The organism is Mesorhizobium sp. WSM4884, assembly GCF_029625675.1.
GTDB lineage: Bacteria > Pseudomonadota > Alphaproteobacteria > Rhizobiales > Rhizobiaceae > Mesorhizobium.
In genome coordinates, this window is sequence record NZ_JARTVO010000014.1 from 87986 (window position 1) to 111676 (window position 23691).

The window sequence follows — 23691 nt, forward strand, 5'->3', positions numbered from 1 at the left end:
AAAGCCCGCAGGAGGCCGATATGCCCATTGCAACCATCCAGGCGATAGGCGCACTTCTTATCGGTGGCGTGTTCGTCGTCGCCGGCATCGAGCATTTTGTGAAATTCAGGGCGATGTGCAATTATCTGGCGAGCCGGAAATTCCCGGCTCCGGCTCTCATGCTGGCCGCCGGCTCGGCGCTCGAGATCGTCGCCGGCATCATGCTTGTTCTCGGCCTTGCCGTGCCTTTCGCCGCCGCCGCGCTCATCCTGTTCACGCTGGCGGCGAACTTCATGCTGCTGCGCTTCTGGGTCTCCGAGGAGCCGGAGCGGCAGGCGCTGCGCAACGCCTTTCTGATCAACGTCGCAGTCATCGGCGGGCTGCTGCTGGCCGGCGCGGGTTAGCGAGCGCGCCCTGCGACTGTTGCTTTCCGGAAACCATTGTCTTCGCAACCGCTTGACCGCCGCCGAGCGAATCCGCACAGTGCGCGCAATCGACCTTGAGAGGCTGTCATGACTCGCTTCGCTCATTCCGCCCTTGCCGCGCTGATTTCGCTTTTGACGCCGCTTGGCACGTCGCTTGGCTTCACCCAGGCCGCGCATGCCGCCGATCTTTCCGTCTACACCGAGAATGACGGCAGCGTCTGCGGTGAGGCCTGGGTGCTGAACAAGATCACCGATCGCTTCGCCTATCAGGTCAAGCACGTACCGCATCTGCCCAATGTTGCGATCGCCGACTTCCATCGCATCCACCAGCACCGCTATTTGCCGGCCAGCGACGAATGGCCGATCGGTCGTCACTATTGCGGCGCCACAGTCAGCCTGTCGGATGGCCGCGACCGCACCATCTGGTATCTGATCGAGGAGGGGCAGGGCTTTGCCTCGATCGGCGACAATGTCGAGTTCTGCGTCGCGGGCTTCGACCGCTGGATGGTCTATAACGGCCGCTGCCGCGTGCTGCGGTAGTTGCTGGTAGGCCAGAGGGGGGGGCGCTGTCCCTCCGGGCCTGTAAGGGCATTGTTGCCGGACTGGGCTGCTCGTTTGCATGATATGCCGGCGCAGCATGCATCGGTACGGGTAAGCAGCAGGCGAGCTCACTGTATTCTCTGTCAGTTCGTCGGCGCAGCGGAATCGGCACCGGCCTTTTGCGATTGGCAATTTCGCAAAGATCTGCCTCGGCTATCCGCCAAGACGGCGTCGCCCAAAGGACGTCGTCGCTATCGTCAGGCCCGCGCGCCCTGGCCTGACAGATAGGCGCAGATCATCTCGCCGAGCTGCTTCTGCAGCTCCGGCGCGTCGAGCATGTTGCGCCTCGCCGCATTGTGGATCACGCCCTCGATCGCCGAGGATAGCACGCGCGCCATGGTCTCGGTGTCCTTCCGGCGCCGGCGGTATTGCGCCACGGCCGCCGCATAGTGCTCGAGATAGCGCGCCTGGAACGAGGCATGCGCGGCGCGCGAGCCGCGGTCGCCCGGCGCCTCGTCGAGCAGCACCTGATGCAGCGTCGGGTGGATGCTGTGCGCGGCGATCATGCCGCGCACCAGCTCGCGCGCGAACTGCCTGAGCGGCTTCTCCTCGGCCGCGGCTTCGCGGATGACCGACAGCACATGATCGAAGTGGCGGCGACGGATGGCGTCGACCAGGGCGAGCTTGTCGGGGAAATATTGATAGAGCGAGCCGATGCTCACACCGGCGGCCTCGGCCACCTTGTTGGTGCTGAAACCCGCCCAGCCGACCTCGCTCAGAACGCGAGCACCTGCTTCAATAATCGCCTCGACAGTGGCGACGGAGCGCGCCTGGCGCGGCTCCTTGCGCATGCGTGCGGCCGGCTTTGCAATGCGAGTCGACATCCTGGCCGGTCTCCCGAGAATATAAACAAGATACTCACATTTAACTCCGACGCAAATGGAGCCCGACAGATGCTGAAGAGCCTGCTTGTCCATCATGCCTGGGCGAATGACGAACTGCTGGGGAAGCTTGTCCGGAATGGATCCGTCTCGCAACGCCAATGAACGTCACGCCGCGCTGAGGCTGATGACCACATCCATTTCGTGTCGCGGATTTTTGCCGCGCACCTTACGGGTATCGCGTATGGCTATGCGAGCGACAACACCGAGGAGACGCCGGAGCCGGCCGAGCTGCGCGCCGCCATGGCGGAAAGCGACCGCTGGTATTTCGACTATGCCGAAACCGTTTCGGAGCAATGGCTTGCGGAGCCGGTCGCCTTTACTTTCACCGACGGTGACAGGGGCCGTATGACCCGCCAGGAGATGTTGACCACGTCGTCCTGCACGGCGGCTATCATCGTGGCGAGGTCGGCCGCATGCTTGCCGCCATCGCGGTCTCGCCGCCCTGGGAAACCTATGCGGTGCATCCGCATCGGGCCGAGCCGTACCGTCGACTGCACGGCCAGCCGGAGCCGCCCGACGCCTGATACTACAATTGTTGTAATGTGAGCAGTAAGCTCGCTTTCCAGGCGGCAAGCTTTGTCGCGCCCGGGCCCGGTACTGCTTCACCCTGACCTGTAGATCTTTCGGCTGGACAAGATGAAACCGCCGCCGCGCTGCTCATTTTCCATTATGAGCAGTGTGCTCACATTCCGCTCTTTGTGCGGTGACAAGATGTCTGGATGATCGTGCGATAGACAGCGTTGGGAATTCTCGGAAGGGCAATTTCACTTCGGCCGACAAAGATTCGCTGTCGTTTTTTGCGTCGTTACCCTTGTCGGCGCGGCCAGTGTAACCAAAATTCAATATCTGAAAATCATTGTGTTGCTTCGCTGGCTAGATAGCCACGAGTCAGATATGCATGAGCACGCCGGGTCACTCATGACCTTGGGCAAAACGCAAGGGGCATCGCATGGCAAAGACGACAACCAAGGCGCCGGCGGCGAAAGCGCCGGCAAAGAAAGCGGCACCGAAGGCTGCCGCGAAACCTGCAGTGAAGAAGGCAGCAGCACCCAAGGCAGCCGCCAAGGCTCCGGCCAAGGCAGCGGCCAAGCCCGCCGCCAAGGCTGCGGCGAAACCGGCCGCCAAGGCCGCGGCAAAGCCCGCCGCCAAGGCAGCAGCCAAGGCTCCGGCAAAGAAGCCGGCCGCCAAGCCCGCCGCGAAGGCAGCGGCCAAGCCGGCCGCCAAGGCGCCGATGAAGGCCGCCGCCGCCAAGTCGACGGCAGCGGTGAAGAAGGCAGCGCCGGCAAAGAAGGCGCCAGCCAAGAAGTAATCGCGCAGTTTCGCGCGCGAACCGCAACAGGTGAGGGCGGGTGCCGTCGGCGTCCCTCTCGCCAGTTCGGCGTGACGGCGAGCGAAGCCGGAGCGTACGCTCCCTCTGAAGCTTCCGGAAGTTTGCCACCCGGCAAATTTCCGGGAGCTTTTTTGTTGCGGCGGCAAGAGCAGATCGACACGATCGTTTCGATTGTCGGGCTGAGCCCGAATTCGCGGCAGCCGAATGAAGGGACGATTGCTTCGTGGTTTTGGAGCTTACAGTTCGTCGGGCAAGCGACGACGATGCGGAGGCGGTGAGCGGCCTGATCTTCATGGCGACGAACGCACTATCATCATGGAGCGGTCGCTGAAGTAGCGCAGCAGTACGAGGTCGATTCAGCTGGCGGCAGGATTTGCCATCGCTGGCCGTTGCCCTCGGGAGCCCATTCGGTCAACAGTGCGCGCAAACAATTGGGGAACCCGATTATGCCGAAGCTGCTCTACGCCTCCACGTCACCTTACAGCTCGAAGGTCCGCATGGCCGCCGCCTATGCCGGCATCGCCATCGACCTCGTCCCGGTCAAGACGGAGGACAAGCCGGCGGAGCTGATATCGGCCAATCCGTTGGGCAAGATCCCGGTGCTGGTGCTGGAGGATGGCCGAACGGTGCATGACAGCCGCGCCATCACCCAGCATTTCAACCGGCTGTCGAAGAATGCGCTGTTCCCGCGCAATCCCGACAAGCGGCTCGAGGCCGAGGTGCTGGAGGCGCTGGCCGACGGCATTTGCGACTGCGCGCTGTCGATGGTCTATGAGCGGCGCACGCGCCCTGACACCATGGTCTATCAGCCCTGGCTCGACCGCCAGTGGGCGAAGATCACCACCGCGCTCGATCTCCTCAACGCCAACCCGCCGAAACTGCCGAAGAAGATCACCGCCGGCCAGATGGCGCTGCGCGCCACCCTGGGCTATCTGGCGCTCCGCTTCGGCGGCCAGTGGGAAAAGGGCCGCGGCCGGCTTACCCGCTGGGCCGCGCGCTTCGACGAGAAGTTTCCGGAGCTAAAGGGCTGTGTGCCGGGGTGAAAGCGCTTCTCCTTCTCCCCCTTGTGGGAGAAGGTGGCCGCGAAGCGGCCGGATGAGGGGTGCTGGAAGAAATGAGGCATGTTAAAAGTGGAGAGATTTTGATCGCTACCTCGTCAAGGGAGCGATCCGTCCAACACCCCACATCCGACCGAGCTTCGCTCGGCCACCTTCTCCCACAAAGGGGAGAAGGGAGGGGCAAATCGCGGAGGGCTGAGCATGGCAAAGTCAGTCACCAGTACGGCACCCGACCCCATGGTCGAGCGCCTGCGAGCAGCCCTCGGCCTGCGCGCCTTCACCGAACAGAAAATGTTCGGCGGCACCTGTTTCATGATCAACGGCAACATGCTGATCGGCACGTCCAAGCGCGGCCTGTTGGTCCGCGTCGGCAAGGAGGCGCATGGCGAGGCCGCCGCGCAGCCTTATGCGAGCCCGATGGAAATGGGCGGGCGATCGATGGAAGGCTATGTCCATGTCGCGCCGGAGGGCACGGCGAGCGAAGCCGAGCTCGGCGGCTGGCTCGATCTCGCGCTGGCCCTCGTTGAGACTTTGCCGCCGAAGATCAAATCCACCAAGGTCGCAAAGAAGCGCGCATAAGCCGCTGGCCCGCCACCTTCCGGACTGTGATGTGCCAGTATTTGTCGAGCTGCCTTGAGAAACGCAGGGGCCAGGGGAGGAAGCAATGGCGCTCGATGGACATTGCATGTGCGGGGCGGTGACCTGGGCCTATTCGGGCGACGTCACACGCAACCTGGTCTGTCACTGCGCCGACTGTCAGCGGGCGACATCCGCTCCCTTCACCGCCTTCGTGGGCATGAGGCCGGAGCAACTGAGATGGACGGGCGACATCAGCCACTATGAAAGCAGCCCGAACACGTTTCGCGGATTCTGCCCATCCTGCGGCACGAGGCTCTATTTCCGTTCCGACAGATGGCCTCACGAGATCCACGTTCACGCCGCCACCATGACGAATCCGCAGGACTACCTGCCGGACGCGCAGGTCTTCATGCCCTCGCGCGCGAAATCGCTCGATCGGCTGCCGTCGATTCCGGCCCATGACGGCTTTCAGCAACAGCCGGCGGATCAGTCAGGCGCCTGATCCTCCGGCGTCGAACACAAAAAAAGCCGGGCGCGAGGCCCGGCTTTCCGTGTCGTGGCTTGGACGACTTAGAACTTCATACCGACGCCGAAGGTGACGCGGTTGTCCTTCGACTTGACGTTGCCGGTTGCGCCGAAGTCCTTGTCGCCGTAGTCGGTGTAGCGATACTCGACGCGGCCGAACACGTTGTCCGTGATCTTGATGTCGGAGCCGACGCCAGCCGTCCAGCCGACCATTGCCTTGCTTTCGTTGGTGAGGAGGGCGTCATCCGTGATCTTCTGGTTCTTGGCGGCGAGACCGCCGGTGCCGTAGAGCAGGATTTCCGGGGTCACCGCATAGCCGAGGCGAGCGCGCAGCGAGCCTTCGAGACCGCCCTTGGCATGGATGCCGGTGCTGTCGCCCTTGACGCCGTTGTAGCCGAGATCGGCTTCAGCGCCGTAGACGAAGTTCTCCTGCTGCCACTGATAGCCGCCGAAGACGCCGCCGATGAAACCCTTGGTCTTCACGTTGACGCCCTGGTCCCTGGCATCGGCATGGCCGCTGAAGCCGTAGCCGAGGCTGATACCGGCATAGGGGCCGGCCCAGGAGGCGACGGGGAGTTCGGCGACCGGGGCGGGGGCCGGCGGCTCTTCCTGGACCACGTCCGCGGCATAAGCGGTACCGCCGAGGGCGAAGAGCCCGAGCGCAACCGCCAGCGGCCGCGCAAACTTGAGATTGGCTTGCATTGTTGTTTACTCCTTAAGCCACAAGACACTAGGCTTTTTATGTTCATGAATGCCCCGGCCCGTCCGGGGGGAAAAACGGGCCTGGCGCTCAACGGTTCCAAATGTCGTGTTGAAATACGGCTGAAGCGAACCTGAACTTGGGTCATTCCCTGGCGCGAATGAGGCTGAAAGGTGACGTTGCAACTTCGCAACAGCGAATGTCAGCAGGCTAACTATGTTGCGCTGCACACCGCTTGGTTCAAGGGGTCCGGCGACATATATTGCGCTATGAGAACCCCCGAATCCGGGCCGGCAAGCGTGCATACGGGCCGCTTCGCCACATTCCTGCCCCAGGTGGAAATGGCATTTAACGCTTGGCCCGTCATATTGTGCCGGCTTCCCGGAATCGTGAAGCCGATTGAGGATTGACAACATGAATGAAGCCGCTGGCGTGGCGCTGGTGACGGGGGGAGCGAGAAGGATCGGCAAGGCGATTGTCGAGGATCTGGCCGCGCATGGCTTTGCCGTCGCCATCCACGCCAACCGTTCCGGAGCCGAGGCCGAGGCCCTGGCAAGCCGCATCGGGGACAAGGGCGGCCGCGCCGCCGTGGTTGTCGCCGATCTCACCGACATGGACGCGGTCGGCGATGTCGTCGGCCGCTCCGAAGCCGCCCTTGGCCCGGTGACGCTGCTCGTCAACAACGCCTCTTTGTTCGTCGACGACCGGGTCGAGGATTTCGACTGGCAGGCCTGGGACCGCCACTTCGCCATCCATGTGAAGGCGCCGGCGCTGCTGGCGCAGAATTTTGCCAGCGCCTTGCCGGAAGGCGCGGAGGGGCTGATCGTCAATGTCGTCGATCAGCGTGTCTGGCGGCCGACGCCCCGCTATTTTTCCTATGCGCTGTCGAAATCGGCCTTGTGGACGCAGACCCAGATGCTGGCGCAGGCGCTGGGGCCGCGCATTCGCGTCAACGCCATCGGTCCTGGCCCGACGCTGAAGAACAAGCGCCAGGACGACGAGGATTTCGGCAGGCAGGTCGAAGGCCTGATCCTGAAGCGCGGCCCGCAATTGCCGGAATTCGGCGCCACCATCCGCTATCTCTGGGAGGCGCGCTCGGTGACCGGCCAGATGATCGCGCTCGACGGCGGCCAGCATCTTGCATGGCAGACGCCGGATGTGACAGGCATGGTGGAATGAGTCCCGCAGATCACAAGCATGGACGAGACGGCGCCGCCGATCTGCCGCCCGATGTCGACCCCGAAATCGACATCGAGGACGAGGCGGCGGAGGAGATCGTCGAGCCCGAGGCAGTTCTCGCCGGTCCCGACGTCGCCTTCACCGCGATAGACTGGACGCCGCATGCCGGCGACGCCGACGGCATGGTCGGCGCCGAGGTGATCCAGACCTTCGTCAAGCGGCTGCCCAATCAGCCCGGCGTCTACCGCATGATGAACGCCGCCGGCGACGTGCTCTATGTCGGCAAGGCGCGCAGCCTGAAGAAGCGCGTCACCAACTACGCGCAGGGGCGTTTCCACACGGCGCGCATCGGCCGCATGGTGCGCGAGACGGCGACGATGGAGTTCGTCGTCACCCGCACCGAGATCGAGGCGCTGCTGCTCGAGGCGAACCTCATCAAGCGGCTAAGGCCCCGCTTCAACGTCTTGATGCGGGACGACAAGTCGTTTCCCTACATTCTGCTCACCGGCGACCATGTCTCGCCCGGCATCTACAAGCATCGCGGCGCGCGCTCGCGCAAGGGCGATTATTTCGGCCCCTTCGCGTCGGCCGGCGCGGTCGGGCGCACCATCAATTCGCTGCAGCGCGCCTTCCTGCTGCGGAGCTGCACGGACTCCTTCTACGAGAACCGCACGCGGCCCTGTCTGCTCTACCAGATCAAGCGCTGTGCCGGCCCCTGCACCGGCGAAATCTCGCATCAGGGTTATGCCGAGCTGGTCGCCGAGGCGAAGGATTTTCTCTCCGGCCGCAGCCAGAAGGTGAAGACCGAGATTTCGGCCGCCATGCAGCAGGCCTCGGCAGAGCTCGATTTCGAGCGCGCCGCCATCTATCGCGACCGCCTCGCGGCGCTTTCGCATGTGCAGGCGCATCAGGGCATCAACCCGCAGACGGTCGAGGAGGCTGACGTCTTCGCTATCCACCAGGAAGGCGGCCAGACCTGCATCCAGGTGTTCTTCTTCCGCACCGGCCAGAACTGGGGCAACCGCGCTTACTTCCCCAAGGCCGATCCGGCGCTGGAGCCCGCCGAGGTGCTGGGCTCGTTCCTGGCGCAGTTCTATGACGACAAGCTGCCGGCGCGTGCGCTGCTTCTCTCCCAGGCCGTGCAGGAGCAGGAGTTGCTCGCCGAAGCGCTCTCCACCCGCGCCGGACGCAAGATAGCGATCTCGGTGCCGCAGCGCGGCGAGAAGAAGGATCTGACCGACCACGCGCTGCAGAACGCCCGCGAGGCGCTCGGTCGGCGGCTGGCGGAAACCTCGACCCAGGCGCGGCTGCTCACGGGTTTCGCCGAGACCTTCGGCCTGCAAAAGCCGCCCGCGCGCATCGAGGTCTACGACAACTCGCACATCATGGGCACGAACGCGGTCGGCGCCATGGTCGTCGCCGGGCCGGAAGGCTTCGTGAAGAACCAGTACCGGAAATTCAACATCCGCTCGACCGAGATCACGCCGGGCGACGATTTCGGCATGATGCGCGAGGTGATGGAGCGGCGTTTCTCGCGGCTGCTCAGGGAACACGGCGACACCAAATCTTCAGGCGCGACGGGCGCCGAGGCCGAGGACGATACGGCCGAGGACCTTGTCGAAGGCAACGGCGGCTTCCCGGCCTGGCCGGATGTCATCCTGATCGACGGCGGCCAGGGTCAGATGACGGCGGTGCGCAAGATCCTGTCCGATCTCGGCATCGAGGACCGCGTCGTCGCCATCGGTATCGCCAAGGGGCCCGACCGCGACGCCGGGCGCGAGCGCTTCTTCGTCAAGGGCAGAGACTCTTTCATGCTGCCGGTGCGCGACCCGGTGCTCTATTTCGTCCAGCGCCTGCGCGACGAGGTGCACCGCTTCGCCATCGGCTCGCACCGCGCCCGCCGCAAGAAGGAGATGGTCAAGAGCCCGCTCGACGAGATCGCCGGCATCGGTCCCGGCCGCAAGCGGGCGCTGCTCCACCATTTCGGCACCGCCAAGGCGGTCAGCCGCGCCGCGGTCGAGGACCTGGTCAAGGTCGACGGCATTTCCGAGCATGTGGCGAAGCTGGTCTACAACCATTTTCATGACAGCTGACCATTCTTGCGCCTATTTTGCGCTGACCAATCGAATCTCGCCTGTTGACCCCCCACATCGGCTTCTGATTTGAGTAGGCAGGCGGAGAAGAGTTCCCGATCACATATGGCCCAGCGCGCGTTCAACCTGCCGAACATCCTCACCTACGCCCGCATCATCGCGGTGCCGCTGGTGGTGCTGTGCTTTTTCCTCGAGGGGCATCTGAAATCCTCCGACTTCGCCCGCTGGTCGGCGCTGGTCATCTTCCTGCTCGCCTCCATTACCGACTATTTCGACGGCTACTTCGCGCGCGCTTGGCAGCAGACCTCCAACATAGGCAAGATGCTCGACCCGATCGCCGACAAGCTTCTGGTCGCCACCTGCCTGCTGCTTTTGGCCGCGGACACCGACCGCCATGGCGGCATCGCCGGCTGGTCGCTCTGGGCGGCGATCATCATCCTGTGCCGCGAAATCCTGGTCTCGGGCTTGCGTGAGTACCTCGCCGCGCTGAAGGTCTCGGTGCCGGTGACGCAGCTCGCCAAATGGAAGACGACCATCCAGATGGTCGCCATCGCCTTCCTGCTCGTCGGCCCGGCTGGCGACAAGATCTTCCCGCTGACCACCCAGATCGGCCTGGTGCTGCTGTGGATCGCAGCGCTCGTCACGCTCTATACTGGCTACGACTATTTCCGCGCCGGCCTGAAGCACATCATGGACGAGTGAAATGTCGACGAAACTCATCTATTTCGCCTGGGTGCGCGAACGGATCGGCAAGCCGGAGGAGCATGTCGAGCTGCCGGCCGGCATCGAGACCGTTGCCGACCTTTTGCGCTGGCTGAAGTCGCGCGGCGAGGAATATGAAAACGCCCTGCAATATCCGGACGTCATCCGCGTCGCCATCAACCAGGAACATGTCGGCCACCGCGACAAGATCGCGGGCGCGCGAGAGATCGCGCTGTTTCCGCCGATGACCGGAGGCTGAGGTGGCGAGCACGATCGTGCCGGCCATTCGCGTCCAGCGCGAGGATTTCGACGTCGCCGCCGAGATCGCCGCCCTGACGAAGGGCCGCGCCGACATCGGCGCCGTGGTCACGTTCTCGGGCCTCTGCCGCGACGAAGAGGGCACGCTCGCGGCGCTCGAGCTCGAGCACTATCCGGGCATGGCCGAGGCCGAGATCGGCCGCATCGCCGCCGAGGCGGTTCTGCGCTGGCCGCTGCAGGGGCTTACCGTCGTCCACCGCCACGGAAAGATCTCGCCCGGCGAGAACATCGTGCTCGTGGTCGCGGCCTCCGCGCACCGGCAAGCGGCCTTCGAGGCGGCGAATTTCTTGATGGACTATCTGAAGTCGCGCGCGCCCTTCTGGAAGAAGGAGCACCGCGCCGACGGCTCCGAAGGCGGCTGGGTCGAGGCCAAGGAAGCCGACGACGAAGCGGCCGGCCGCTGGAAGAAGTCGGGTGAATAAATCCGGCCCCCGCCATTGAACGACCGCAATCCTTACCGACCCTGCAAATCGGTTTGATTTGCTGGGCGGAGCAATCTCATGCTGGACAGGATCGCGGAATTCTTCATCTTCGGCCTGGTGCCGCTGGTGGTCGGCGTGCTTGCCGTGCCGGAACTCTCGGGCGCCGCCGAAAAGACGCTGACAGGCGAAGTTACCTATCGCGAGCGCATCGCGCTGCCGCCTGATGCCGTGCTTTCGGTCGAGCTCGCCGACGTCTCGCTGGCCGACGCGCCGGCGACGATCATCGGCCAACGCAAGATCGTGCCGGCCGGCCAGGTGCCGATCAAGTTCGAGATCGGCTTCGATCCGAAGGCGGTTCTGCCCGGCAGGACCTATGCGCTGCAGGCTCGCATCATCGTCGATGACCGGCTGCTGTTCGTGGCCGACACCCGCCACCAGGTCGATCCGCTGGAAGGCAAGCCGCAGACCATCGTGTTGAAGATGGCGGCGTCCTGACGCCCGCAGGGCGAATGGCGCGGAATGCCGGAATTTCCCGCGGCCGCAATTGTTAGGAATAATCCGGGCACGCGAAACGTTCACTTCCCATATGGCGGGCAGGCAAAAGGGATGTTTCCGAAAACGTCCTTCACTGAAACCGCCAGACCGAATGCGCGGCTCGATCTGGCCCTCAAAGGAGACCAGAAATGAAAAAGCACGCGCTCATTCTCGCCACCGCAGTTGTATCGCTGATGGCCTTCGCCGGCTTCGCCAGGGCGGACGACCATCTGTTCAACGCCGAGCAGCATGGGCTAAGCACCGACAGCCAGCCCTTCCAGACCAACAAGGCCGGCCATAGCGGCGACCTCGCACCCGGGCAGGGCAGCCCGTTTACCGGCGAGGAGACGAAGACGCCGGCCACCGATACGGACGCGGCGAACGATCATGCGAATGTGAAAGACCGCCAAGCGAAGTAACGCATCTTCTGATGCCGGCGAGGCAGCGCCCCCCTCTGTCCTGCCAATCTCCCCCCACATGGGGTGAGATTGGCAGCTTCGTCGGCAGCCCAAATTCTGCAACGTTGGCGATTGGCGAAAGCGGCGGCGACTTCCGATCTCCCCCTTGTGGGGAAGATGGCCGGCAGGCCAGAGGGGGGCGCGAAGGAATGCGACGCCCGATTGACCGCGCCGCCGCAACCACCTAGTTTCCCCCGAAAATGGGGATGGGGTTCCCCCGAAACCGCCCTTTGGGCTGATGACTCCTGCCAGGCGTGCTTTGCGCGGCAGGATTTGTTTTTTCCCGCTCGCATCGTGCCTGCTTTGCTAACGTGATTCCCTGAGTGGAATCGCATTTGGAAAGGCATGAAGCGATGACCCTTGCGGCCTGCGCCCTGGTCCTGATCGGCGGGTTCTTCGGCGGTATTTCCCGCTTCTTCCTGTCGGGGCTTGTCGGCCGCAGCGTCGGCGAGACCTTTCCCTGGGGCACGCTGGCGGTCAACGTCTCCGGCGCGCTCGCCATCGGCGCCTTCGCCGGTGCGGCCCGCGCAGTCGGCGGCGTCTTTTCCGCCGAGCTGGTGCGCGACCTGATCGTGGTCGGCCTGTTCGGCGGCTACACCACGGTTTCGTCCTTCTGCCTGCAGACGCTGAACCTGGCGCTCGACGGCGAACGGCGGCTCGCCGTCTTCAACACCGTCGCTTCGGCGGCGCTCTGCGTGCTTGCCGTAGCGCTCGGCTTTTGGGCCGTCGCGCGGATGGCGGGGTAGGGCGCCATGTCCGGAAACGACGGACGGACGGCCCTGCAGCTTTATCTGGCGGTCGGCTGCGGCGCAGCCATGGGCTCCCTGGTGCGCTTCCTGTCCGGCTACGTCATCGTCTCGCTGATGGGCCTGAGCGCGCTTCTCGCAACGGCTTTCGTCAATGTCGTCGGCTCGTGGGTCATCATGTTCTTCGCCACGCTGACCCGGCCGGACGGGCGCCTGATGATCGGCCCGGCCGGCCGCCAGTTCGTCACCGGCGGCTTCTGCGGCGGCCTCACCACCTTTTCGGCGATGAGCCTCGACACCTTCATCCTGCTTTTCGAGGGCGACCTTAGCCTTGCCACGACCTATCTTGTCGGTGTCGTGGTGCTGTCGCTCGCTTCTGCCTGGCTCGGCTATCTCATGGCGGCCAGGTTCAACCGCTTGCCGATCACCAGGTGATCAGGGAGGAGAACATGGAACTTCCCAGCCAATGCGTGCTGCTCAGGATCTTCTTCGGCGAGGACGACAAGGCGGCCGACGGCAAGCCGCTGCACGAGGCGATCGTCATCAAGGCACGCGAGACCGGCATGGCCGGCGCGACCGTGCTCAGGGGGCCGCTCGGCTTCGGCCGCTCGAGCGTGCTCCACACCGCCAAGATCCTGCGCCTGTCGCAGGACCTGCCCATCGTCGTGGAGATCGTCGATGCGCCGGAGAAGGTCGATGCGCTGATCCCTCAGATCAAGGCGCTGACCAACAGCTGCCTGATCACCAGGGAGAAGGTCGAGGTTATCCGCTACGGCGACGGGGATTGAACCCGACCGACCGTTCGATCAGCCATGGCGAAGATGGCGGCCGATCGCGTCTTCGTCGAAAATGCCCGCGGAAAAGAGCTTCATGGCTTCGATCGCCAGCTCGGAGGCTTCGGGGCTGCCGCGGGTAATGCCCCGCTCTTCGCAGACCTGGTCATAGATACGCTTCAACAGGACGAGATCGTCCGGATATGCAACGCCGCTTTTGGAAACATGGGGTTTGATCATGCTTCCCTCCCTACTCGTGGGCGGAAGCGCGATGGTCGCTCACAGTCGGCGACGCCCTTGTCATCTGTCGCCGATCAGTTTGATCTAGGGCGCGCGGTTCGGTCGCCCACCCCGCCGCACGAAAAAGGCGGCCCGAGGCCGCCTTCACTACAAAGCCGAAGCTTGCCGTTCAGCCGACGATTTCGGTGTCGGAGAACCAGTAGCGGATCTCCTGCGCGGCGGTTTCCGGCGCGTCCGAGCCGTGCACCGAATTCTCGCCGATCGACAGCGCATGCACCTTGCGGATGGTGCCCTCGACGGCGTTGGCCGGGTTGGTGGCGCCCATCACTTCGCGGTTCTTGGCAATGGCGTTTTCGCCTTCCAGCACCTGCACGACGGTCGGGCCCGACGACATGAACTCGACCAGCTCGCCGAAGAACGGGCGGTCCTTGTGGACGGCGTAAAAGCCTTCGGCCTCGCGGCGGCTCATCCACACGCGGCGCGACGCGATGACGCGCAGGCCCGCGTCTTCCAACATCTTGGTAATGGCGCCGGTCAGGTTGCGCTTGGTCGCATCCGGCTTGATCATGGAGAAGGTGCGTTCGATCGCCATTGGCTCGTCCTTGTTCTGGGAATGGAGATTGGAGTGGCGGGCTCTATACAGGCCGCTTCGCACCTTGCCAAGGGGAGGCGGCTTCTGGTCAAGGCAGGCTGTTTTGGGATAATTAGACGGCTGCGGGCGCGCTTCGCGTGCAGCTCGGAGTGTCGCCGCAGCGGAGCCGGAGGCGATGAACTGGCCATACCTGAGACGCGGCGATGTCGCCGGCATCCTGCTGGCGGCCGTGGTTCTTGCCGCGATCGTCTTCGTCCTGCTGTTCTTTCCGCAAACCGGACAGCAGAATTTCGGCTTTGGCCCGGAATGGCAATGCGCGCGCATGGAAAAAGGCGATCCGATCTGCGTCAGGCTGGTCGACAAGAGCGCGCCGAACTAGACCCTACAGCTCGACCTCGATGGTCAGGGTCGGGGTGTCGCCACCCTTGAGCCCTTCGCGCTGCCGCACAGAGGCTTTGACCGGCAAGAGCAGGCTGCCGGAAGCCTTGTCGGGGAAGAGCGATGTGCTCCATCTTGTCTTGCCGATGACGGCCATCACGCCGAGCGAGCCCCAGGGCCGCGCCAGCCCCGCCATCGCCGCCTTGATCCGCGCCGCGAACTCGGCCGGCAGCGTCACGAAATGCCAGCCGCCCTTGCCGGGATAGACCCAGATCTCGGCTTGCATCTCATAGCGCAGCATGACGATCCTGCCCCTCGCGGCCTGTCCGGTCACGCCGCCGCCGCAACCTGCCGGCCGGTCCCGCCATGCAGGTCGAGGCAGCGTTCGAACCACTGCGCGACGCTGTCGTCGGCCTCGAGCAGCCGGTAGGGCGAGGCGATGCGCGCCCATTGCAGCGCCCCGAACACGATGTAGTCGGCAAACAGTGGTGCCTCGCCGCCGATGAAGGGTTGGTAGCTGAACATCGAGCGCAGCGGCTTCAGCGAGGCGCGGAAGCCGGCGAGCCCAGCATCACGGCCGGCCACCACATCTTCCAGCCGCTTGCCGTAGCTCTGCTCGCGGCTCTCGCGGAAGTAGCGGGCATTCGTTTCGTCCTGCATGGCGTTGAGGTCGGTGAGCGCCACTGTGGCGACGTAAGGATGGATGGTGAGCTGCGACCAGCGCTCGATGAAGCGCGCCATCGCCTTGCCGCCTTCGCCGGAAAACAGCGTCGGTCGCTCCGGATAGGCCTCGTCGAGATAGAGCGCGATGGCGAAGGAATCGGCCACCACGCGGTCGCCGTCGCGGATCACCGGTACCGTCTTCGACACGCCACCCTCCACCTTGGGCACTTCCAGGAAGCGCGTCGGCACCTTGGTGGCGTCGAGCCCCTTGTGAGCCAGCGCCATTTTCGTCTTCCAGCAATGCGGACTGAACGGGCGTTGCGTGTCGTGGCCGACGAGGTCATAGAACAGAATGGTCATTGCGGTTCCTGCGGGTTACGAAGAGCCGGGATTCGTGGCGAGCCGGATGGAAGAATGAAACAGCATTTCATGATGTTTGCGGCCTACAATCAATGGGCCAACGCGCGCATCTACGATGCCGCTGCCGATCTCCACGAGGAAGAACTCGGCCACGACGTCGGCGCTTTCTTCGGCTCGATGCTGGGCACGCTCAACCATCTGCTCGTCACCGACCGCGTCTGGATGAAGCGCTTTACGGGCGAGGGGGACGCGCCCTCAAACCTTGCGACGATCCTCTATAGCGCCTTCCCAGGCTTGCGCCTGGCACGCGAGGCCGAGGACAGGAGGATCGTCGACTGGGTGAGCGGCATGACCGACAAGGCGCTCACCGGACGTTTTTCCTATATAACGACGGACATGCGCACCGTCTCGCAGCGGCTGGCGCCGGCGCTCAGCCATCTTTTCAACCACCAGACCCACCATCGCGGCCAGGCGCATATGTGCCTCACCGCGCTCGGCAGACCATCCGTGCCGCTGGACCTGATGCTGTTTCAGCGCTCCGAGGAAGGCCGCGCCTACGCCTGAGGCGCTCGCCCTGGAGGAACTCCCGCGTTCGAGCAGCGTTGCCACGGCGGCGCATCCCCGAACAGTCCCCTGCGGCCCGGCCCGGCCATATCCCGGACACCAGAATTTAGGTTCGAGATTATGCCGATTAAAGTCAAACAAAGTAAATATTAAACAAATTATAATATATTTCGATACATTGCGTCAATAAATGAAAAACCAAAGCCAATTCTTGCAAATGAGCTGGCGAAACTGAGCGAAAGTCTGCGCGTAACTATTCGTGCGCTCCGCTCGTGCAGGCAATCACTACTTGCATGAGCAATGCAAGAGGAGCTTATTTAGAGGAGAGTGTCATGCCTAGCATCGCTCAGAAAGTCGCTCGAACTCTGGCCTGCGGCACAATTGTTGCTGTTTTGGCCGCCCCGGCCCACGCGGATGGGATAGGCGTCGGTGTCGGCGCGTCTGTCGGCGGCAGGGGAGGCATCAATGCCGGCCTCGGCTCCTCGGTCGGTGGGACGAGCGGCGTGAATGCCGGCGCCGTCGCATCGGTCGGTGGCTCGAACGGCATCGACGCCGACGCCACGGCATCCATCGGCGGCGCTAACGGCGTCGAGGCCGCCGTGGACGCAAATGTTGGCGACGGCGCCGCCACAACTCTTGGTCTCGGGGCCGGCGACGACACCGGCGTTGGCGTCGGGACCGCTCCGCTGAGCGTGCCAACTGCGCCTGAGGCATCGGTCGTGACGTCCCGAGCGAGGACGGCCGTGGCCCAGCTGTCCAGCACGCAACTGACCAGGATGAAGAAGCGCTGCGCCGAGGTGCTGTCCAGCGCAGGAACTTATGACAGCGATCTGAGGGCGCTCTGCCTCATGATCTCGCGTCGTTGATGCGTGGCGTTCGTCCATAGACGTTGCTTTGGGCGATGCATCACCGGTGGCTCGGTTCCAGGTCGCGGTTCGGCAGCGATCATGCGTCGGACAGGCGCTCCCATACCGTGGCCCCGCGTTTCGTCGGAAAAGGCGCGGGGCATCGCCGCCTGCAAGACCAATGCGATGCTGCTTGTCGCGCCTTGCCTCGGCGGATCCCGATCGTTGATGAGATTCAAACATTAAGGAAAACTCGTATATCGTTTTGAAACGACGAATTTTTCCCTGAAAAATGGAACCCTGACGGATTCCGTTCGTATTCCCCTCGTTCCCTTTCGCACAGGCATAGGCACGGACGCAGTGCTCCGACGATGCGGTGTGGAAAAAATTGTGGCAACGAAGGAGAATGCCATGATGGTATCGCAGAGAAAATCGCCGGCGTGTTGGTCGGCGGCATCGCCATTCTCGTTGTGCCGGCACATGCTGATGGTCTGGACATCGGCTTTGGCATCGATAACAGCGGCACCGGTAGCCCGGGCGGCTTGACTATCGGCACGGGGGGCTCGACCGGTCTCGGCACGGGCTTTGGCAGCAACATCGGCGGCGTCGGCGTGGGTAGCATCGGCGGCCTCAACATCGGTACGGGCACCTCGATCGGCGGCACTGCGGGCACCACGTTCGGCGCCACGGGCGGCGTCAGCGGCACCGGCACCGTGGGCGGCTCCGGCAGCCTCAATACCGGCGCCGGCACCTCGGTTGGCGGCTCCATGGGCACCACCACTGGTTCCGGCATGTTCGGTGGAACCGGTGGCCTCAGCGGTAGCGGTACCTTGGGCGGTTCGGGCGGCACGACCTCGCCCTAAAGCAATCGGGAAAGCGTCCGGCTGCTTTCAGTCCGGCAACTGCTTGAAAACCGCGCGGTTCGCAACAGGAAAGCCCGCCGCTACGGTGGCGGGCTTTCTGGAACCGCGCCGCGTCTTGCCGAGCTTGGCTGCCGGTTAACCAAACCTGCATTGAAGCTAATGTATTAGGACTTCGTTTGCGCTCGCGCTGCACAATAGGGCAGTTGCAGTGGGAGCAAATGCCATGCGCATCGATTTGTCCCCCACCAGTTGGGGCAGGGTCGTGGCCGTCACCATCACGGGCACGGCCTTCTTCATTGCTGCGGCCTTCTTTGTCGATTCCTTCAATTTTCCCTCGCTGTCGCCTGACGCGCTGCTCTGGGCTGAGCTCACCGACCTGTTCCTGCCGCTTGTCCTTGGCGGTTCCTTCCTTTTCTTCCTGATGTGGAAGATGCGCCAGCTGGCGATCGCCCAGAAAAAGCTCAGCATCGTCGCCGCGACCGACAGCCTGACGGCGGTCTTCAATCGCGGCGCCTTCTCGATGCTGGTCGAGGCTTATCTCGAGCAGGCGCGCAGTCATGACGTCGCCGATGCCGGCGCGCTGCTGATCGTCGACGCCGACCATTTCAAGTCGATCAACGACCGTCTCGGCCATGACTGCGGCGACCAGGCGCTGAAGCTGATCGCCAGGACGATCCAGGGCCAGCTCCGCGGCGCCGACATCGTCGGGCGCATCGGCGGCGAGGAATTCGCGGTCTTCCTTCCGGGCGCCGACGCGACGCGCTCTTTCCTGGTCGCGGAATCGATCAGGCTGCGCATCCGCGAGGCCGAGTTCGCGCCCGGCGGCCAGCCATGTCCGCTCTCGGTCAGCATCGGCGGCATCGCCTTCAGCGGGCCTACCACCTATCACGCCATGTTCCAGGTCGCCGACAGGCATCTCTATAGGGCGAAGTCGAACGGACGCGACCAGGTGAGCTTCGAAAACCCGCGCAACGTGCTTCGGGACGAAGTCGCCGGAACGTTTCATTGATCGGCTCTGCTCTGCAGAGACCGGAGAGCTGTCACTGGTGGCTGCGGTTAGCAGCGGCCTGTGTTGACGGATCAGCTGGCGCTCGACGTCGAGATAGGGCCGGATAAGGCCCGCCGCCGTCAATGCCGGCTCCGGCTGGTGCACGACTGCAGCATGCCATGCGCCGTGAGCAGGCCAAGCCACTTCAGCGCTTCCCATTTCGGCGTCGCGCCGCCATGTCCGGCCAGGCTCCGGTTGATGTACCCGGGATAGGAGAGCAGGCGTTTGCCGACCGGCGCGCGCGAAGCGCCGATCGTGACCGGCTTGCCGTCGGCGGTTATCCAGGCATAGACGGCCTCGCCGAGCTCGCACGCCGCCGGGTCGGTTATCGCAACCCGGATCGACGACTTGTCCCGGCCGAGCCTCATTTCCGCCGCCGGCTTGAACTGGTCGCGATCGAGCAACATCCGCCCCCTTGCTGGATGTGCGCAAACCTGCATGGGGGAGGCGAACGTTCTGTGCGGTGTTTCACGCAGCCGCCTGTTCTATGCGGTGTTTCACGCAACGGACCGTTCCATGCGACGTTTCACGCAGCGGCGGGATAATTTGCGGAATCTGTCATGCCGCCCGAGAACCATCTCGGGCAGGTTGTGGGGATCCGTGCCGGGTGGAGCCGATCTCAGGCGGCGAAGCCACTCTGGCCGCGCGCGACCGGCTTCACCGAGACGGTCGGCTGGTCCGACGGCCACAGGATCCCGGCGGTTACCGCGAAGGTGATCAGGGCCTCGCGCGCCGACTCGGCGGAGATTTCGCCGGCCCGCGCGGCCGCGCAAGCCTTCACCGCGGCGCCGTAGCTCAGCCTCCGGCGCGACGGCGGGAATTCGGTCAGGAACTCGTGCATGCCTGACAGCGAGGCGATCATGCGCTTGTGGCCCGCGCCGACACTGACCGCGACTGGGGTGAAGAACATCCTGTCGTGCATTTAGACCTCTCGAATGGGCGGAGGTGGCGGGGCTGCCAACCTCGGTCTTGGGGTAGGACGCCACCCAACGCGCCTTGCGGCAGGAGGTTCCTCGGGCCAGGGATCTTTTCGCGCCTGCCAAAAAGAGCGGCCATCACGGGCCGGAGCCGGCGGTGATTGCCACTTCTGCTGGGGGTTGCGGCACGTGGTAATGCGCCGACAGCACCAGCAGAAGGATCGCAACTCCGGCGAACAACATCGCGACAATGTTGACGAAAAGCTGGCCGGCCAGCTCACCCAGCCGTTGCCGCCAGTTCGTCGCCGATGGAATTAAGCGCATTTCTCATCCGTCCTCGGCGGTGCCGCTTCGAGGCCCGCGTCACACGTCGGCGGCAGATCCGGCCTTACCGGTACCAGCCTCGGTGGAGGCCGCAGCTAGAGACTCGCTTCACGACCCAATGGCCGTGATGCCAGCGCTTGTGCACCCTGACCATGCAGTCGTGACGGTCGCCGTAGCGATATCCGCCGCGCATCTCGTACCGGCCTCTGTAGCGCCAGTCGTCGCTGCGCATATGGTGGCGCCGCCAGTAATAGTCGTCATTGTACCTGCCCATGCCGTCATCGGTTGTGATGGTCAGGCTTGCCGCCTGGGTCGGAACCGTTATCGGCGCCATGGCGGCCATGCCAAGCATGGCGGCTAGAATGAGGTTCTTCATTGCTGCCTCCTTGCATTAGATTTTCCTAACGGAAACCCTTTCCCGGGTGAAAAGTTCCACGACGAAAGCGCAGGCCGGCCGCCCGTCTTGGCGTTCTGGTGCGGAGCGGCGTCCGCGATATTTTCTGGGCGGATGGCCTAAAGCGCGTCGCGATCTTTCGGATTCGCTCCTTACGCTTTAGGTTTTGATTTTGCGGATATCTTTGTCCCGAAACCGATTCCCAGACATGTTTTATTTCCACATGCCGCGCATGCGCGCGCCGAGGTCGACCTTGACGCCCGGCCTTTGGCGCGGGTCGTCCTTGATCGCAGCACTTACCCACGACGTCTGCTCGAAGGCGGAAAGCATCGAGGCGGGGATGAAGCGGGTGCGCGAGGCATAGACATGGCGGTCGCCGCGCGCCGGCTGGTTGTGCGGATAGAAGCGCTGCGGCACCACCAGGTGCAGGCTGTCCTTGGCCCGCGTCATCGCCACATAGAGCAGCCGGCGTTCCTCCTCAATGTCCTCCTTGGTGCCGACGCCGAGATCGGCCGGGATGCAGCCGTCGACGGTGTTGAGCACGAAGACGTTCTTCCATTCCTGCCCCTTGGCCGAATGGATAGTGGACAGGATGAGGTAGTCCTCGTCGCGATGCGGCGGGCCGGCCTGGTCACTGGTGGCGTCGGGCGGGTCGAGTGTCAGCTCGGTCAGGAAGCGCTCGCGCGAGGATAGCCCGATGCGATCTGCTCGAGCTGCAAAAGGTCTGCCCGGCGCGTGATCGCATCCTCGTGGATGCGCTCCATATGCGGCTCGTACCAGAGCCTGACCCGCTCGAGATCGGCCGGCCATTTCGGCCCGGTGCGCAGGCCGCTATAGATATCGAGGAACACCGGCCAGTCTTCAGCCGCGCGCTGCGGCGGCCGGAAGCGGGCAAGGCCCAGCGTCTCGTCCAGCGAGGTCGCCATTGCCTCGACGATCTGCGAGGCGGCCGAAGGCCCGATGCCCGGCATAAGCTGCAGCACGCGGAAGCCGGCGACGCGGTCGCGCGGGTTCTCCGCGAAGCGCAGCATCGCCAGCATGTCCTTGACGTGTGCGGCATCGAGGAATTTCAGCCCGCCGAACTTCACGAAGGGGATGTTGCGGCGCGTGAGCTCGACCTCAAGCGGGCCGCTGTGATGCGAGGCGCGGAAGAGCACCGCCTGCGCCTTCAGCGCCGTGCCGGCTTCGCGCTCGGCCAGGATCGCCTGGCAGACATAGTTGGCCTGCTCGGCCTCGTCGCGCACGCTCACCAGTTGCGGCTTGTGGGAGGATCGGCGCTCGGTCCAGAGGTTCTTGGTAAAGCGCTCGCTCGCCTCGCCGATCACCTTGTTGGCGGCGGCAAGGATCGTCTCGGTCGAGCGGTAATTGCGCTCCAGCATGACAACGGCGGCTGCTTGCGCGAACTGCTTTGGAAAGTCGAGGATGTTGCGCACCTCCGCCGCGCGGAAGGAATAGATCGACTGCGCATCGTCGCCCACCACGGTCAGCCCGGCTCCGTCGGGTTTCAGCGCCAGCAGGATCGAGGCCTGCAGCCGGTTGGTGTCCTGGTATTCGTCGACCAGCACATGGTCGAAGCGGGAGCCAAGATGGCCGGCAATTTCCGGCTCGGCCCCCATCTGCGCCCAGTAGAGCAGAAGGTCGTCGTAATCGAGCACGTTCTGCGCCTGCTTGGCCTCGACATAACGGGCGAACAACTCCTTCAGTTGTTCTGCCCACCCCGCGCACCAGGGGAAGGCGGAGCCCAGCACCTCGCCGAGCGGCGCCTGCGCGTTCACCGCCCGAGAATAGATCTGCAGGCAGGTGCCTTTCGTCGGAAAGCGGCTTTCGGTCTTGGAAAGCCCGAGCTCATGTCGAGCAAGGTTCATTAGGTCGGCCGAATCCTCGCGATCATGGATGGTGAAGGCGGGATCGAGGCCGATCTGCTCGGCATAGTCGCGGAGCAGCCTGGCGCCGATGCCATGAAACGTGCCGGCCCAGGCGAGCGCATCGGCGACGATCGCGGCATCGCGCCCCAGCACCTCGCCGGCAATGCGCTCGACGCGTTTGGCCATCTCGGCCGCGGCGCGGCGGGAGAAGGTCATCAGTAGGATGCGGCGTGGATCGGCGCCCTTGACGATGAGATGCGCCACGCGATGCGCCAACGTGTTGGTCTTGCCCGATCCGGCGCCGGCAATCACCAGCAGGGGGGCCGCCACCTTGCCGTCGCCATGCACCACCGCCAGCCGCTGCTCGTCGTTCAGTCGGGCAAGATAGGTGGGTGTCTCGAAGGACGAATCACGGGCGGCGATGTTCATCGCCCATCAAGCATCGTTTCCGCTTTGTTCGCAAGAAGCTGATCTCCCCCTCGAGGGGAGATGTCGCCGAAGGCGACAGAGGGGTCGCCTCGCGTAGAGCGCTAGCGCCTTTTCGCGACGAGAGACAACGCCGGCGATTTACCCCTTCTGGCCGCCTCGCGGCCATCTCTCCGGAAGATTAGCTGTAACTACCTTTTCGGCTCCACCCCCATCGCCGCCGACTGGCGCCGCAGCTTCCGCCGTTCGTCCAACGGCGCGGCATCGCCGGACATCTCCTCGATGATCCTCATCGTAACGCGGTAAGTGGTGTAGGCGAACAGGCCGACGAGCAGCAGACGGATCATGACCATCTCCTCGCTAAAGCATGTCTCCCGAAAGTGGGAACCGGTTTTCGGGACAAAGACATGCATAAAATCAAAAACCTAAGGCGCAGGGAGCGAATCTGAAAGATCGCGACGCGCTTTAGTTTGTCGAAGCTCAACCGGAGACCGGCGGGTTGGTTCCCGCTGGCCTACGCAACCAAACCGCCACCGCCCCGTTTGCCTCAAGAAAGGGGCGAACGAGAGGAGGTCGTCATGATGAAGCTTCCTGTGCTGCTGGCTCTTGCGGCAGGGCTCGCGCTCGCCGCCTGCGACAACAGCGTGCCGCCCACCAAGGCGCCTGTCGACCAGAACCCGCAAATCGACAAGAATCCGGTGCCGAAATCGACCACCGGCGGCGATCAGCCCGGCACGCCGCCGAAGCAGTGATGGCGCCGAAGCGCGCAGGAATACTCGGACGGAAACAGGCGGGCGGTAGTCGGGAAATGATGCTGCCGCCACAGAAGAAGGCCGGCGCTGCTTGGGAGGAAGCTGGAAAGCGCCGGCCAAGCGGGAAATCAGGCCCGCCGCAAGAAAAACCATAG

The 23691-nt window shown here is 64.0% G+C and carries 33 protein-coding genes, 1 pseudogene and 1 riboswitch; of the genes and pseudogenes, 22 read left to right on the forward strand and 12 right to left on the reverse strand.

From position 1 onward, the window contains the following. The first annotated feature begins 20 nt into the window (after positions 1-20). Positions 21-383, forward strand: a complete 363-nt coding sequence (locus P9236_RS21260; protein WP_278076495.1) for a DoxX family protein — start codon at positions 21-23, stop codon at positions 381-383. A 108-nt stretch (positions 384-491) separates the two neighbouring features. Then, a complete protein-coding gene (locus P9236_RS21265) occupies positions 492-944 on the forward strand; it encodes a hypothetical protein (RefSeq protein WP_278076496.1) in 453 nt (150 codons plus the stop codon). A gap of 257 nt (positions 945-1201) precedes the next feature. On the opposite strand, the gene P9236_RS21270 is transcribed toward P9236_RS21265, so the two are convergent. Further along, on the reverse strand, positions 1202-1795 hold the full coding sequence (locus P9236_RS21270; RefSeq protein ID WP_278076606.1) for a TetR/AcrR family transcriptional regulator: 594 nt from the start codon (positions 1793-1795) through the stop codon (positions 1202-1204). A gap of 1042 nt (positions 1796-2837) precedes the next feature. On the opposite strand from P9236_RS21270, the gene P9236_RS21275 reads away from it, so the two are divergent. The 4 genes from P9236_RS21275 (at position 2838) to P9236_RS21290 (ending at position 5357) form a co-directional block, all read left to right on the forward strand. Further along, positions 2838-3197 carry a hypothetical protein gene (locus P9236_RS21275; protein WP_278076497.1) on the forward strand — a complete coding sequence of 120 codons (360 nt, stop codon included), beginning with the start codon at positions 2838-2840 and terminating at the stop codon, positions 3195-3197. Between the two features lie 467 nt (positions 3198-3664). Then, positions 3665-4261: a glutathione S-transferase family protein gene (locus P9236_RS21280; RefSeq protein WP_278076499.1), complete on the forward strand. Its 597-nt coding sequence runs from the start codon at positions 3665-3667 to the stop codon at positions 4259-4261. Positions 4262-4477: 216 nt separating this feature from the next. Continuing rightward, entirely contained in the window at positions 4478-4855 is a 378-nt protein-coding gene (locus tag P9236_RS21285) for a TfoX/Sxy family protein (protein ID WP_278076500.1), read from the forward strand. 85 nt (positions 4856-4940) lie between these two features. Next, positions 4941-5357, forward strand: coding sequence for a GFA family protein (locus tag P9236_RS21290; RefSeq protein WP_278076501.1), 417 nt, complete (start codon positions 4941-4943; stop codon positions 5355-5357). 68 nt (positions 5358-5425) lie between these two features. Here P9236_RS21290 and P9236_RS21295 read toward each other — a convergent pair whose 3' ends face one another. Further along, the gene (locus tag P9236_RS21295; protein ID WP_278076503.1) at positions 5426-6082 is read right to left on the reverse strand and encodes an outer membrane protein; all 657 of its coding nucleotides are present in this window, start codon (positions 6080-6082) and stop codon (positions 5426-5428) included. Positions 6083-6494: 412 nt separating this feature from the next. On the opposite strand from P9236_RS21295, the gene P9236_RS21300 reads away from it, so the two are divergent. The 10 genes from P9236_RS21300 (at position 6495) to P9236_RS21345 (ending at position 13320) form a co-directional block, all read left to right on the forward strand. Further along, the gene (locus tag P9236_RS21300) at positions 6495-7259 is read left to right on the forward strand and encodes an SDR family oxidoreductase (RefSeq protein ID WP_278076504.1); all 765 of its coding nucleotides are present in this window, start codon (positions 6495-6497) and stop codon (positions 7257-7259) included. After that, positions 7256-9352, forward strand: a complete 2097-nt coding sequence (uvrC, locus tag P9236_RS21305; protein WP_278076505.1) for an excinuclease ABC subunit UvrC — start codon at positions 7256-7258, stop codon at positions 9350-9352. Before P9236_RS21300 ends, uvrC begins: the two co-directional genes overlap by 4 nt. 105 nt (positions 9353-9457) lie before the next feature. Then, positions 9458-10054, forward strand: coding sequence for a CDP-diacylglycerol--glycerol-3-phosphate 3-phosphatidyltransferase (pgsA, locus tag P9236_RS21310; RefSeq protein WP_128257719.1), 597 nt, complete (start codon positions 9458-9460; stop codon positions 10052-10054). A gap of 1 nt (position 10055) precedes the next feature. Then, entirely contained in the window at positions 10056-10313 is a 258-nt protein-coding gene (gene moaD / locus P9236_RS21315; RefSeq protein ID WP_278076507.1) for a molybdopterin converting factor subunit 1, read from the forward strand. Between the two features lies 1 nt (position 10314). After that, positions 10315-10794 carry a molybdenum cofactor biosynthesis protein MoaE gene (locus P9236_RS21320; RefSeq protein ID WP_278076508.1) on the forward strand — a complete coding sequence of 160 codons (480 nt, stop codon included), beginning with the start codon at positions 10315-10317 and terminating at the stop codon, positions 10792-10794. Between the two features lie 78 nt (positions 10795-10872). Then, a complete protein-coding gene (locus P9236_RS21325) occupies positions 10873-11289 on the forward strand; it encodes a YbaY family lipoprotein (protein ID WP_278076510.1) in 417 nt (138 codons plus the stop codon). Positions 11290-11477: 188 nt separating this feature from the next. Next, a complete protein-coding gene (locus tag P9236_RS21330) occupies positions 11478-11747 on the forward strand; it encodes a hypothetical protein (protein WP_278076512.1) in 270 nt (89 codons plus the stop codon). A 232-nt stretch (positions 11748-11979) separates the two neighbouring features. Then, a riboswitch (Fluoride riboswitch) is annotated at positions 11980-12041 on the forward strand. A 98-nt stretch (positions 12042-12139) separates the two neighbouring features. Beyond that, positions 12140-12532: a fluoride efflux transporter CrcB gene (crcB, locus tag P9236_RS21335; protein ID WP_278076513.1), complete on the forward strand. Its 393-nt coding sequence runs from the start codon at positions 12140-12142 to the stop codon at positions 12530-12532. 6 nt (positions 12533-12538) lie between these two features. Further along, positions 12539-12967, forward strand: a complete 429-nt coding sequence (gene crcB / locus P9236_RS21340) for a fluoride efflux transporter CrcB (RefSeq protein ID WP_278076514.1) — start codon at positions 12539-12541, stop codon at positions 12965-12967. A gap of 14 nt (positions 12968-12981) precedes the next feature. Then, positions 12982-13320, forward strand: coding sequence for a DUF190 domain-containing protein (locus P9236_RS21345; RefSeq protein ID WP_278076515.1), 339 nt, complete (start codon positions 12982-12984; stop codon positions 13318-13320). 18 nt (positions 13321-13338) lie between these two features. Here the strand turns inward: P9236_RS21345 and P9236_RS21350 are convergent, their stop codons facing one another. Then, the gene (locus P9236_RS21350) at positions 13339-13545 is read right to left on the reverse strand and encodes a hypothetical protein (protein WP_278076517.1); all 207 of its coding nucleotides are present in this window, start codon (positions 13543-13545) and stop codon (positions 13339-13341) included. Positions 13546-13714: 169 nt separating this feature from the next. Continuing rightward, a complete protein-coding gene (ndk, locus tag P9236_RS21355; protein WP_278076518.1) occupies positions 13715-14137 on the reverse strand; it encodes a nucleoside-diphosphate kinase in 423 nt (140 codons plus the stop codon). Between the two features lie 175 nt (positions 14138-14312). On the opposite strand from ndk, the gene P9236_RS21360 reads away from it, so the two are divergent. After that, positions 14313-14516 (forward strand): hypothetical protein, encoded by a 204-nt coding sequence (locus P9236_RS21360; RefSeq protein WP_278076520.1) that lies wholly within the window; start codon positions 14313-14315, stop codon positions 14514-14516. A 3-nt stretch (positions 14517-14519) separates the two neighbouring features. On the opposite strand, the gene P9236_RS21365 is transcribed toward P9236_RS21360, so the two are convergent. Together P9236_RS21365 and P9236_RS21370 are read right to left on the reverse strand one after the other, a co-directional pair. Continuing rightward, positions 14520-14849, reverse strand: coding sequence for a DUF1905 domain-containing protein (locus P9236_RS21365; RefSeq protein WP_278076521.1), 330 nt, complete (start codon positions 14847-14849; stop codon positions 14520-14522). After that, positions 14846-15538 carry a glutathione S-transferase family protein gene (locus P9236_RS21370; RefSeq protein ID WP_278076522.1) on the reverse strand — a complete coding sequence of 231 codons (693 nt, stop codon included), beginning with the start codon at positions 15536-15538 and terminating at the stop codon, positions 14846-14848. The genes P9236_RS21365 and P9236_RS21370 overlap by 4 nt, the downstream gene beginning before the upstream one ends. Positions 15539-15592: 54 nt before the next feature. Here P9236_RS21370 and P9236_RS21375 point away from each other — a divergent pair, with 54 nt between their 5' ends. The 4 genes from P9236_RS21375 to P9236_RS21390 all read left to right on the forward strand — a co-directional run bounded on the left by P9236_RS21375 (position 15593) and on the right by P9236_RS21390 (position 18819). Then, the gene (locus P9236_RS21375; protein WP_278076524.1) at positions 15593-16102 is read left to right on the forward strand and encodes a DinB family protein; all 510 of its coding nucleotides are present in this window, start codon (positions 15593-15595) and stop codon (positions 16100-16102) included. A 332-nt stretch (positions 16103-16434) separates the two neighbouring features. Beyond that, positions 16435-16968 carry a hypothetical protein gene (locus P9236_RS21380; RefSeq protein WP_278076525.1) on the forward strand — a complete coding sequence of 178 codons (534 nt, stop codon included), beginning with the start codon at positions 16435-16437 and terminating at the stop codon, positions 16966-16968. Positions 16969-17387: 419 nt separating this feature from the next. Next, a complete protein-coding gene (locus P9236_RS21385; RefSeq protein ID WP_278076526.1) occupies positions 17388-17810 on the forward strand; it encodes a hypothetical protein in 423 nt (140 codons plus the stop codon). Between the two features lie 223 nt (positions 17811-18033). Further along, positions 18034-18819 carry a GGDEF domain-containing protein gene (locus tag P9236_RS21390; protein ID WP_278076527.1) on the forward strand — a complete coding sequence of 262 codons (786 nt, stop codon included), beginning with the start codon at positions 18034-18036 and terminating at the stop codon, positions 18817-18819. Between the two features lie 119 nt (positions 18820-18938). On the opposite strand, the gene P9236_RS21395 is transcribed toward P9236_RS21390, so the two are convergent. The 6 genes and pseudogenes from P9236_RS21395 to P9236_RS21420 all read right to left on the reverse strand — a co-directional run bounded on the left by P9236_RS21395 (position 18939) and on the right by P9236_RS21420 (position 23131). Further along, positions 18939-19265: a hypothetical protein gene (locus P9236_RS21395; protein ID WP_278076528.1), complete on the reverse strand. Its 327-nt coding sequence runs from the start codon at positions 19263-19265 to the stop codon at positions 18939-18941. 212 nt (positions 19266-19477) lie between these two features. After that, positions 19478-19780: a DUF982 domain-containing protein gene (locus P9236_RS21400; RefSeq protein WP_278076529.1), complete on the reverse strand. Its 303-nt coding sequence runs from the start codon at positions 19778-19780 to the stop codon at positions 19478-19480. A gap of 133 nt (positions 19781-19913) precedes the next feature. Further along, positions 19914-20099: a hypothetical protein gene (locus tag P9236_RS21405; protein WP_278076530.1), complete on the reverse strand. Its 186-nt coding sequence runs from the start codon at positions 20097-20099 to the stop codon at positions 19914-19916. 64 nt (positions 20100-20163) lie between these two features. After that, positions 20164-20475: a hypothetical protein gene (locus P9236_RS21410; RefSeq protein ID WP_278076531.1), complete on the reverse strand. Its 312-nt coding sequence runs from the start codon at positions 20473-20475 to the stop codon at positions 20164-20166. 231 nt (positions 20476-20706) lie between these two features. Next, positions 20707-22787: pseudogene (locus P9236_RS21415) on the reverse strand (ATP-dependent helicase). Positions 22788-22975: 188 nt separating this feature from the next. Continuing rightward, positions 22976-23131 carry a hypothetical protein gene (locus P9236_RS21420; protein ID WP_278076532.1) on the reverse strand — a complete coding sequence of 52 codons (156 nt, stop codon included), beginning with the start codon at positions 23129-23131 and terminating at the stop codon, positions 22976-22978. 231 nt (positions 23132-23362) lie between these two features. Here P9236_RS21420 and P9236_RS21425 point away from each other — a divergent pair, with 231 nt between their 5' ends. Continuing rightward, positions 23363-23536 carry a hypothetical protein gene (locus P9236_RS21425; protein ID WP_278076533.1) on the forward strand — a complete coding sequence of 58 codons (174 nt, stop codon included), beginning with the start codon at positions 23363-23365 and terminating at the stop codon, positions 23534-23536. Positions 23537-23691: the final 155 nt, after the last annotated feature.